Source organism: Streptomyces sp. CAI-85 (assembly GCF_013363615.1).
Classification (GTDB): Bacteria; Actinomycetota; Actinomycetes; order Streptomycetales; family Streptomycetaceae; genus Streptomyces; species Streptomyces antibioticus_B.
Genome location: NZ_JAANNX010000103.1, coordinates 1 through 11,003 on the forward strand (window position 1 = coordinate 1; position 11,003 = coordinate 11,003).

The window sequence follows — 11,003 nt, forward strand, 5'->3', positions numbered from 1 at the left end:
CCCGTCACCACCACGCTGATGGCGCTGGGCGCCTTCCCCGACAGCCACCCGCAGCACCTGGGCATGCCCGGCATGCACGGCTCGGTGGCCGCCGTGACCGCCCTCCAGAAGGCCGACCTGATCGTCGCCCTCGGCGCCCGCTTCGACGACCGCGTCACCGGCAAGCTGGACAGCTTCGCGCCGTTCGCCAAGATCGTCCACGCGGACATCGACCCGGCGGAGATCGGCAAGAACCGCGCCGCCGACGTGCCGATCGTCGGAGACGCCCGCGAGGTCCTCGCCGACCTGGTGCAGGCGGTCCAGAAGGAGCACAGCGAGGGCCAGCGCGGCGACTACAGCGCCTGGTGGAAGGACCTCAGCCGCTGGCGCGACACCTACCCGCTGGGCTACGACCAGCCCGTCGACGGCTCGCTCTCCCCGCAGCAGGTCATCGAGCGCATCGGCCGGCTCGCCCCCGAGGGCACGATCTTCACCGCGGGCGTCGGCCAGCACCAGATGTGGGCCGCCCACTTCATCAAGTACGAGAAGCCCGCCACCTGGCTGAACTCCGGCGGCGCGGGCACCATGGGCTACGCCGTCCCGGCCGCGATGGGCGCCAAGGCCGGCGCGCCGGACCGGACCGTCTGGGCGATCGACGGCGACGGCTGCTTCCAGATGACCAATCAGGAGCTGACCACCTGCGCCCTGAACGGCATCCCGATCAAGGTCGCCATCATCAACAACGGCGCCCTCGGCATGGTCCGCCAGTGGCAGACCCTGTTCTACAACCAGCGCTACTCCAACACCGTGCTGCACAGCGGCCCGAGCGACGTCAACCCGGAGGCCCGCGGCACCCGGGTCCCGGACTTCGTGAAGCTGTCGGAGGCCATGGGCTGCCACGCCATCCGCTGCGAGTCCGCCGACGACCTCGACAAGGTCATCGAGGAGGCGAACGCCGTCAACGACCGTCCGGTGGTCGTGGACTTCATCGTCCACGAGGACGCGATGGTCTGGCCGATGGTCGCCGCCGGCACCTCCAACGACGAGATCATGGCCGCCCGGGACGTCCGCCCCGACTTCGGCGACAACGAAGACGACTGAGCGAGAGAGACGAACGAGAAATGTCCAAGCACACGCTCTCCGTCCTGGTGGAGAACAAGCCGGGCATCCTGGCCCGGATCGCCGCCCTCTTCTCCCGCCGCGGCTTCAACATCGACTCGCTCGCGGTCGGCGTCACCGAGCACCCCGACATCTCGCGCATCACGATCGTGGTGAGCGTCGACGCCCTGCCGCTGGAGCAGGTCACCAAGCAGCTCAACAAGCTGGTCGAGGTGCTGAAGATCGTCGAACTGGAGCCGGCCCAGGCCGTCCACCGTGAACTCGTTCTGGTGAAGGTGCGCGCCGACAACGAGACGCGCTCCCAGATCGTCGAGATCGTCCAGCTCTTCCGCGCCAAGACCGTGGACGTCTCCCCGGAGGCCGTGACCATCGAGGCCACCGGCAGCAACGACAAGCTGTCCGCCATGCTCAAGATGCTGGAACCGTACGGCATCAAGGAGCTGGTCCAGTCCGGCACGATCGCGATCGGACGTGGCGCCCGCTCGATCACGGACCGGTCGCTGCGCGCTCTCGACCGATCGGCATAAGGATGGGAACGGGCGGCCGCCGACCGATGGCCGCCCGGGTCACCCGCCCGCATACCGAGACCCCGAAACTCCGCTCCCGCCCGCCGTCATACGGTGGGACGCAAGACCCGTACACAAGGAGAGAACCCACAGTGGCCGAGCTGTTCTACGACGCCGACGCCGACCTGTCCATCATCCAGGGCCGCAAGGTCGCGGTCATCGGGTACGGCAGCCAGGGCCACGCCCACGCGCTGTCCCTGCGCGACTCGGGTGTCGACGTCCGCGTCGGTCTGCACGAGGGCTCCAAGTCCAAGGCGAAGGCCGAGGAGCAGGGCCTGCGCGTGGTCACGCCCGCCGAGGCGGCCGCCGAGGCCGACGTCATCATGATCCTGATCCCGGACCCGATCCAGGCCCAGGTCTACGAGGAGTCCATCGCGCCGAACCTCAAGGACGGCGACGCGCTGTTCTTCGCGCACGGCTTCAACGTCCGCTTCGGCTTCATCAAGGCCCCGGCCGGCGTCGACGTCGCCCTGGTCGCCCCGAAGGGCCCGGGCCACCTGGTCCGCCGCCAGTACGAGGAGGGCCGCGGCGTCCCCGCGATCGCCGCCGTCGAGCAGGACGCGACCGGCAACGCCTTCGCGCTGGCCCTGTCGTACGCCAAGGCCATCGGCGGCACCCGTGCCGGTGTCATCAAGACGACCTTCACCGAGGAGACCGAGACCGACCTGTTCGGTGAGCAGGCCGTGCTGTGCGGTGGCACCGCCGCGCTGGTCAAGGCGGGCTTCGAGACCCTGGTCGAGGCCGGCTACCAGCCGGAGATCGCCTACTTCGAGTGCCTGCACGAGCTGAAGCTGATCGTCGACCTCATGTACGAGGGCGGCCTGGAGAAGATGCGCTGGTCCGTCTCCGAGACCGCCGAGTGGGGCGACTACGTCACCGGCCCGCGCATCATCACCGACGCCACCAAGGCCGAGATGAAGCAGGTCCTTGCCGAGATCCAGGACGGCACCTTCGCCCGTAACTGGATGGACGAGTACCACGGCGGTCTGAAGAAGTACAACGAGTACAAGAACGCCGACTCCGAGCACCTGCTGGAGACCACCGGCAAGCAGCTCCGCAAGCTGATGAGCTGGGTGAACGAAGAGGCGTGAGCCTCACGGCCGGGGGCCGGAGCGAGCCGCTCCGGCCCTTTTGGCCATCCCGTCGAACCACGGACGGGTGATCCTTCCGCGGAGGCGTGAGGCGGCCTCCGCCGCAGCACTACACTGCTGCCTACATACGCGTTCAGGCCCACAGCGTCGTGCGTCTTCCACGCGGCTAGCCCCTCCTCCGCCTGCGGCCGTCGGGACGGCCGTCCGCACGCTTTGGACTTGTGAGGACTCACGTGAGCTCGAAACCTGTCGTACTCATCGCTGAAGAGCTGTCGCCCGCGACCGTGGACGCGCTTGGTCCGGACTTCGAGATCCGGCACTGCAACGGCGCGGACCGCACCGAACTGCTGCCGGCCATCGCCGACGTCGACGCCATCCTGATCCGCTCGGCCACCAAGGTCGACGCCGAGGCGATCGCCGCCGCGAACAGGCTGAAGGTCGTCGCCCGAGCCGGCGTCGGCCTGGACAACGTGGACGTCTCCGCCGCCACCAAGGCCGGCGTGATGGTCGTCAACGCCCCCACCTCCAACATCGTCACCGCCGCCGAACTGGCCTGCGGTCTGCTGCTGGCCACCGCCCGCCACATCCCGCAGGCCAACGCCGCGCTGAAGAACGGCGAGTGGAAGCGCAGCAAGTACACCGGCGTGGAGCTGGCCGAGAAGACGCTCGGTGTCGTCGGCCTCGGCCGTATCGGCGCGCTCGTCGCCCAGCGCATGTCCGCCTTCGGCATGAAGGTCGTCGCCTACGACCCCTATGTGCAGCCCGCGCGGGCCGCGCAGATGGGCGTCAAGGTCCTCACCCTCGACGAGCTGCTGGAAGTCGCCGACTTCATCACCGTCCACCTGCCCAAGACCCCCGAGACGGTCGGTCTGATCGGCGACGAGGCGCTGCGCAAGGTCAAGCCGAGCGTGCGGATCGTCAACGCCGCGCGCGGCGGGATCGTCGACGAGGAGGCGCTGTACTCGGCGCTCAAGGAGGGCCGGGTCGCCGGCGCCGGCCTCGACGTGTACGCGAAGGAGCCCTGCACGGACTCCCCGCTGTTCGAGTTCGACCAGGTCGTCGCCACCCCGCACCTCGGCGCCTCCACCGACGAGGCCCAGGAGAAGGCCGGTATCGCCGTCGCCCGCTCGGTGCGCCTCGCCCTCGCCGGCGAGCTGGTCCCGGACGCGGTGAACGTCCAGGGCGGTGTCATCGCCGAGGACGTCAAGCCGGGTCTGCCGCTGGCCGAGCGCCTGGGCCGGATCTTCACCGCGCTGGCCGGCGAGGTCGCCGTCCGCCTCGACGTCGAGGTCTACGGCGAGATCACCCAGCACGACGTGAAGGTGCTCGAACTCTCCGCGCTCAAGGGCGTCTTCGAGGACGTCGTCGACGAGACCGTGTCCTATGTCAACGCCCCGCTGTTCGCGCAGGAGCGCGGTGTCGAGGTGCGCCTGACCACCAGCTCCGAGTCGGCCGACCACCGCAACGTGGTCACCGTGCGCGGCACCCTCGGCGACGGCGAGGAGGTGTCGGTCTCCGGCACCCTGGCCGGCCCGAAGCACCTCCAGAAGATCGTCGCGGTCGGCGAGTACGACGTCGATCTCGCCCTCGCCGACCACATGGTCGTCCTCAAGTACGAGGACCGTCCCGGTGTCGTGGGCACGGTCGGCCGGATCCTCGGCGAGGCCGGGATCAACATCGCCGGTATGCAGGTGGCCCGTGCGGCGGTCGGCGGCGAGGCGCTGGCCGTGCTGACCGTGGACGACACGGTGCCCTCCGGGGTGCTGGGGGAGGTCGCGGCGGAGATCGGTGCGACGTCTGCACGTGCGGTGAACCTGGTTTAGGCCCACCGCACTTCTGGGGGCTGCCGCCCCCAGGCCCCCGCTTCGGCCCTGAACGGGCCTTGTCCTCAAACGCCGGACGGGCTGGTTGGTCAGCCCGTCCGGCGTTTGTGATGTCACCGTCTCCGCAGGGACGCCGCCGCCACCGCCGCGAGCACCAGGACCAGGGCTCCCGCCAGTGCCGCGCCCCGCATACCGCTGGTGAACGCCTCCCGGGCCGCCAGCGCCAGGGCGTCTCCCGTGCGCCCCGGCAGCTCGCCCGCGACGGCCAGGGCGCCGCCGAGCGTCTCGCGGGCCGGGGCCGGTGCGGCGGCCGGCATCTCGTGGCGGTAGACCGCCGTACCGATGGAGCCGAGGACGGCCATGCCCAGGGCGCCGCCGAACTCGGTGCCCGTCTCCAGCAACGAGGAGGCGGAACCGGCGCGTTCGGCCGGGACCGCGCCGAGCGCCAGGTCCGTCATCTGGGAGATGACCATGACGATCCCGGAGGCCAGCACCCCGCAGGCCGCCAGGACCAGCCACATCGAGTCCGTGCCGGCCAGGGCCAGCAGGGCGTAGCCGGCGGCGGCGATCACGAAGCCCGCCGTGACGACATGGGACCGGGCGACGCCCTTCTGGACCAGGGCGGTGGCCAGGGGAGCGGCCATGCCGATCGGCACCGAGGGCAGCAGCGCCCACAGGGCGGCCTCCAGCGCGCTCTTGTCCAGCACCGACTGGAGGTACTGCGTGGTGAAGAACGCCGAGCCCACCATGGCGAACGCGGAGACCAGGTTCAGCACGACCGCGCGGGCGAAGCCGGGGGCGCGGAACAGGGCGGGGGAGATCATCGGGTTCGCGGCCGTGCGCTGACGGTGGACGAACAGGGCGGCGAAGAGCAGGCCCACGGTGATCGAGACGACGTACAGGGAGTGCCAGCCCTCGGCGGTGATCTCCTTCAGGCCCCAGATCACGGGGAGCACGGCGGCCATCGACAGCGGGACGCTCGGCCGGTCGAAACGGCCGGGGGCCGGGTCGCGGGACTCCGGCAGCAGGACCGGGCCGAGGATCAGCAGCAGGGCCATCGCGGGCAGGTTGACCAGGAAGACCGAGCCCCACCAGAAGTAGTGGACCAGCACCCCGCTGAGCACCGAGCCGAGCGCGATCCCGGCCGTCATCACCCCGGACCACAGACCGATCGCCTTCGCGCGCTGGGCGGGGTCGGTGAACATCGTGCGCAGCAGGGCCATCGTCGAGGGCATCAGGGTGGCGCCGCCGACGCCGAGGACCGCGCGGGCCGCGATCAGGGTCTCGGCGCTGTTCGCGTAGGCGGCGACCAGGGAGGCGGCGCCGAAGGCGAGGGCGCCGACGAGCAGCAGTCTGCGGCGGCCGACGCGGTCGCCGAGCGAGCCCATCGTCATCAGCAGGCCGGCCAGCACGAACGCGTAGATGTCGAAGATCCAGAGCTGCTGGGTGCCGCTCGGCTCCAGGTCCGCGCTGATCGCCGGGATCGCGAAGTACAGGACCGACAGGTCCATGGAGACCAGCAGCAGCGGCAGCATCAGCACGCCGAGGGCGGTCCACTCACGCCGCCCGGCGCGCGGGCCCGTCGAAGTCCCGTGGGTACAGGTCGAGTTCGTCATGCCGAGAACTGTACGGCTGTATTAAACGAGTGTATAGAACGAGCGTGTAAGTCGCGCGTATAAGTCGCACGTCTAGGACGCCTGTATGGATCCTGGGGTACGCTGCCCCGCATGGGACACCGCGAGGATCTGCTCGAAGGCGCCAAACGCTGCCTGCTTCAGAAGGGGTTCGCGCGCACGACCGCGCGCGACATCGTGAAGGAGTCGGGGACCAACCTCGCCTCGATCGGCTACCACTACGGCTCCAAGGACGCCCTGCTCGCGCAGGCGTACGTGACGCTGGTGGAGGAGCTGTCCGACTCCTTCGACGCGGAGGCGGCCGGGCGGGCGCCGGGGGAGCCCGGCTCCCTGGAGCGCTTCCGCGCGGTCTGGGCGAACGTGGTCGCCACCATGCGCGAACCGGGATCGCTCTGGCGGCTCAGCATGGAGATCGTCGTCATGGGTGACCAACTGCCGGGTGTGCGCGACGAGTTGGCGCGTGCCCAGCGGGAGGGCGCGCGCGGTTTCGTCTCCCTGCTCATGGGCGTGCCCGAGGAGAAGGTCGCGGACGCCACCGCCGACACCCTCGGCGGCTTCTACACCACGCTGATGCTCGGCCTCATCGCCCAGTGGACCTTCGACCCCAGGACCGCGCCCGACGCCGACGCCCTCACCGAGGGGCTGCGCCAGGTCGTCGAGGGCGTCACGGGGGGTCCTCCCGCGCCCTGAGGGTGTCGAGCAGCCGTCGTAGATCGTCCGCGGGGCGTCCCAGGCCGTTGAGCTGCCGCCGGGCGGCCTCCGTCCGGGCGTCCGGGTGCACGGTGAAGGCGAGGTTCGCCGACTGGTGCACCATCCACTGCCCGTAGTCCAGCAGCCGCCCCGCGTAGGCCCGCGCCTCCACCAGGTCCGGCTCGGTCAGCGGCACCTCCCGCAGCCGGGCCCTCAGATGGAGCAGCGCCGAGGCCGCGTCACCGCAGTCCCGGGCCACCCGCCCGGGGACGGGCCCCGGCTCACCGCACGCCGCCACCGCCGCGTCGGCGGGCCGCTGCGCGGCGACGGCCTCCTCCAGCACGGCGAGCAGCGCCCGCGCCTGCACCTCACGGGACGGCCGGGGCGCGGCGGGCGGCGGCCGCAGCCCGCCCAGCAGAAGGGCGGCACGGCGCCGGAACGGCGATACGGTCATGGCTCCTCCTGGTCGGCACGGAACGACCAGGGACCGTCAGCGGACACCTCCGCGCGTGCGGCGAGCCCCATCACCGGCACTCCCGATCAGGGGTGTGCCCTTCCAGTGTGCGCCTGCGCCGCCGCGAAGCACCCGCCCCGGACCGCCCCTCCGACGGTCAGCCCCCGGCCGGACCCGACAGCCGCGCCGCCTTCAGCGCCATGTGCAGCAGCAGGCGGTCCTCGCCCTCGTCCAGGTCCAGGCCCGTGAGCTGTTCCACGCGGGACAGGCGGTAGTACAAGGTCTGGCGGTGGATGCCCAGTTCGGCGGCGGTGCGGCCGGCCTGGCCCGCGCGGTCGAGGTAGACCTCGGCGGTGCGGGCGAGTTCACGGTGCGCGGGGGTCAACAGGGGGCGTACCGCGGGGTCTTGGGAGGACTCCGGGGGGAGGGCCGTGAGGAGGCGGTACGGGCCGATGGACGCCCACTGGGCCACCGGGCCGAGCCGGGGTTCCGCGAGCGCCGCCCGCGCCGAGGCCGCCGCCTCACGCCAGGCCGTGCCCAGGTCCGTGAGGCCCGACCGGCCGGCCGCGACACCCGCCGCCGCGCCCGGCGCCCGCTCCAGCAGCCGGTGCGCCACCGCGCCCGCCGCGGTCGGCACGTCCGGCGCGCGCAGCCGCACCAGCACCGCCAGACACCCGCCCGCCGTGCCCCACGGCACCGCGCACAGCGCCGTCGCCCCCGGCAGGGTCCGCAGGGACGGCGCGTCGTCCGGCTCCGCCGACGGCCAGGGCGCCACGCACACCACCGTGTGCGGGCCGTCGGCGCGCGCCCCGAGCGCCGTGCGCAGCTCGGCCACCGCCATGTCCCGCTGCCAGTCGGCCCCCGCCGTCAGCACCGCCCGCAGCTCCCGGGTGAGGTCGGCGCCGTGCTGCGCCTCGTCCGCGAGCAGCGCGCCGATCCGCCCGGCGACCTCCATCGCGGCCGCGAGCTGCGCGTCCGAGGGCCCCGGATCGTCGTCCAGCAGCCAGACGTACCCGAGGACGACCCCCCGATGGCGTACCGGGAGGCAGATCCGCCCCCGGTACACGCCCGCCTCCGGGGTGGGCGGGATGCGGACCGGGCCGGTCGCCCGGGTGATGCCGAAGCCCTCGAACCAGGTGCGGACGGCCGCCGTGGAGCGCCGGGTCAGGATCGAGCGGGTGCGCACCGGGTCCAGCGCCGCCGCGTCCAGCTCGTCCTCACTGTCGTAGGCGCCGAACGCGATCAGTTCGAAGTCCCGGTTCTCCAGGGTCGCGGGGGCGCCGAGCAGCTCGGAGATCTCGTCGACCGGCTCCTGGTAGTCACCCCTGTGTTCGGACGTCACCGGGGCATTCTCCCCCATCCCCTAGGGGCCTTCATACATATGTCTGAGATCCGTGGCACGGATGCGTGACAGGTGTCGATGGCCGACGATCGGAGGGATCCTTAGGTTTCACGGTGGTTCTCCGTGCCGTTCCCGGACCGTCGGGTGTCGGCCTCGTATGGGTTGGTATGTGGAGGTGCCCCGTGCTGGGTCCCGTGATTCTCGCCGCGTCGCGCAGCGACCGGATGCGACGCCTGATCTCGGCGGCTCCGGTCACCAAGCAGGTCGTCGACCGGTTCATCCCCGGTGAGACGGTCGACGACATCGTCCCGATCATCGAGGACCTCACCGGCCGCGGCCTGGAGCTGACGATGGACGTCGTCGGCGAGGACATCACCACCCCCGAGCAGGCCGCCGCCGCCCGCGACGCCTACCTCACGCTGATCGACCGGCTGCGCGACCTCGGCCTCGGCGAGCGGGTCGAGATGTCCGTCAAGCTGTCCATGTTCGGCCAGGCGCTGGACGGAGGGCACGAACTGGCCCTCGCCAACGTCCGCCCGGTCGTCGAGGCCGCCGCCGCCATCGGCACCACCGTCACCCTCGACGCCGAGGACCACACCACCCTCGACTCGATGTTCGCCATCCACGACGAGCTGCGGAAGGACTTCCCGGGGACAGGCTGCGTCATCCAGGCGTACCTCTTCCGCACCGAGGCCGACGCCCGCCGTCTCGCCGACGGCGGCAGCCGCGTCCGGCTCGTCAAGGGCGCCTACAAGGAGCCCGCCGAGGTCGCCTACCAGCAGAAGCACGAGATCGACAAGGCGTACGTCCGGATCCTGCGCACCCTCATGGAGGGCGAGGGGTACCCGATGATCGGGTCCCACGACCCGCGCCTGATCTCGATCGCCCAGGAACTCGCCCGCAAGGCCGGCCGCAAGCTCGACGAGTACGAGTTCCAGATGCTGTACGGCATCCGTGGCGAGGAGCACCTGCGGCTCGCCGCCGAGGGCCACCGCATGCGCGTCTACACCGCCTACGGCACCGACTGGTACGGCTACTTCATGCGCCGCCTCGCCGAGAAGCCGGCGAACCTGCGCTTCTTCGCGCGCAGCATGCTCACCAAGGGCTGAGCCCGAACCACCCGCTCAAGTCAAGGAGTTACGGATCTCATGGACGCTGTGACCCAGGTCCCCACCCCCGTCAACGAGCCGGTGCACGGCTACGCCCCCGGTTCCCCCGAGCGTGCCCGGCTTGAGGCCAAGCTCAAGGAGCTGGCCGACAACCCGGTCGAGCTGCCCATGACCATCGGCGGCGTGAAGCGGCTCGGCGGCGGCGAGCCCTTCCGGGTGGTCCAGCCGCACAACCACCAGGCCGTCCTCGGCACCGGCCGGCACGCCACGCGCCAGGACGCGCAGGACGCGATCGACGCCGCCCTCGCCGCCGCCCCGGCGTGGCGCGCGATGTCCTTCGACGACCGCGCCGCGATCATCCTGCGCGCGGCCGAGCTGCTGGCCGGCCCCTGGCGCGAGACCATCGCCGCCTCCACCATGCTGGGCCAGTCCAAGACCGCCCAGCAGGCCGAGATCGACAGCCCCTGCGAGTTGGTCGACTTCTGGCGCTTCAACGTCCACTACGCCCGCCAGATCCTGGCCGAGCAGCCCCCGGCGAACTCGCCGGGCGTGTGGAACCGCCTCGACCACCGCCCGCTCGAAGGCTTCGTCTACGCGATCACGCCGTTCAACTTCTCGGCCATCGCCGCCAACCTGCCCACCGCGCCCGCCCTCATGGGCAACGTGGTGGTCTGGAAGCCGTCGCCGACCCAGACCCACGCCGCGGTGCTGCTGATGCAGTTGCTGGAGGAGGCCGGGCTGCCCAAGGGCGTCATCAACCTCGTCACCGGCGACGGCATCGCCGTCTCCGAGGTCGCCCTGGAACACCGCGACCTGGCCGGCATCCACTTCACCGGCTCGACCAAGACCTTCCAGTACCTGTGGAAGACGGTCGGCAACAACATCGAGAAGTACCGCTCCTACCCGCGTCTGGTCGGTGAGACCGGCGGCAAGGACTTCGTCGTCGCCCACCCGAGCGCCGACCGCGCGGTCCTGAAGACGGCCCTGACCCGGGGCGCCTTCGAGTACCAGGGCCAGAAGTGTTCCGCGACCTCCCGCGCCTACATCCCGGCGTCGATCTGGAACTCCGGCTTCAAGGAGGAGTTCGCCGCCGAGATCGACGGCCTCACCATGGGTGACGTCACCGACCTGTCGCACTTCCTCGGCGCCGTCATCGACGAGCGGTCCTTCGCCAAGAACAAGGCCGCCATCGACCG

The 11,003-nt window shown here is 71.2% G+C and carries 10 protein-coding genes; 7 read left to right on the forward strand and 3 right to left on the reverse strand.

Features of this window, described 5'->3' with window-relative positions; translation table 11 throughout:
• The 4 genes from G6W55_RS35835 to serA all read left to right on the forward strand — a co-directional run.
• The coding region (locus G6W55_RS35835) for a thiamine pyrophosphate-dependent enzyme (RefSeq protein WP_254876571.1) at window positions 1-1,080 on the forward strand (1,080 nt) is incomplete at its 5' end.
• Window positions 1,081-1,100: 20 nt separating this feature from the next.
• On the forward strand, window positions 1,101-1,625 hold the full coding sequence (gene ilvN / locus G6W55_RS35840; protein ID WP_175524810.1) for an acetolactate synthase small subunit: 525 nt from the start codon (window positions 1,101-1,103) through the stop codon (window positions 1,623-1,625).
• 131 nt (window positions 1,626-1,756) lie between these two features.
• Entirely contained in the window at window positions 1,757-2,755 is a 999-nt protein-coding gene (gene ilvC, locus G6W55_RS35845) for a ketol-acid reductoisomerase (RefSeq protein ID WP_085213523.1), read from the forward strand.
• 233 nt (window positions 2,756-2,988) lie between these two features.
• The gene (serA, locus tag G6W55_RS35850) at window positions 2,989-4,578 is read left to right on the forward strand and encodes a phosphoglycerate dehydrogenase (RefSeq protein ID WP_175524811.1); all 1,590 of its coding nucleotides are present in this window, start codon (window positions 2,989-2,991) and stop codon (window positions 4,576-4,578) included.
• 113 nt (window positions 4,579-4,691) lie between these two features.
• Here the strand turns inward: serA and G6W55_RS35855 are convergent, their stop codons facing one another.
• Window positions 4,692-6,194: an MFS transporter gene (locus G6W55_RS35855; RefSeq protein WP_175524812.1), complete on the reverse strand. Its 1,503-nt coding sequence runs from the start codon at window positions 6,192-6,194 to the stop codon at window positions 4,692-4,694.
• Window positions 6,195-6,305: 111 nt separating this feature from the next.
• Between G6W55_RS35855 and G6W55_RS35860 the strand changes: the two genes are divergently transcribed.
• Window positions 6,306-6,902 carry a TetR/AcrR family transcriptional regulator gene (locus G6W55_RS35860; RefSeq protein WP_175524813.1) on the forward strand — a complete coding sequence of 199 codons (597 nt, stop codon included), beginning with the start codon at window positions 6,306-6,308 and terminating at the stop codon, window positions 6,900-6,902.
• Here G6W55_RS35860 and G6W55_RS35865 read toward each other — a convergent pair.
• Window positions 6,877-7,356, reverse strand: coding sequence for a hypothetical protein (locus G6W55_RS35865; protein ID WP_175524814.1), 480 nt, complete (start codon window positions 7,354-7,356; stop codon window positions 6,877-6,879). The genes G6W55_RS35860 and G6W55_RS35865 overlap by 26 nt on opposite strands.
• A 157-nt stretch (window positions 7,357-7,513) precedes the next feature.
• On the reverse strand, window positions 7,514-8,716 hold the full coding sequence (locus tag G6W55_RS35870; RefSeq protein WP_175524815.1) for a helix-turn-helix domain-containing protein: 1,203 nt from the start codon (window positions 8,714-8,716) through the stop codon (window positions 7,514-7,516).
• A gap of 164 nt (window positions 8,717-8,880) precedes the next feature.
• Between G6W55_RS35870 and G6W55_RS35875 the strand changes: the two genes are divergently transcribed.
• Both G6W55_RS35875 and G6W55_RS35880 read left to right on the forward strand, forming a co-directional pair.
• Entirely contained in the window at window positions 8,881-9,807 is a 927-nt protein-coding gene (locus G6W55_RS35875) for a proline dehydrogenase family protein (RefSeq protein WP_175524816.1), read from the forward strand.
• 39 nt (window positions 9,808-9,846) lie between these two features.
• Window positions 9,847-11,003: aldehyde dehydrogenase family protein (locus G6W55_RS35880; protein WP_175524817.1), on the forward strand; the 1,157-nt coding region annotated here is incomplete at its 3' end.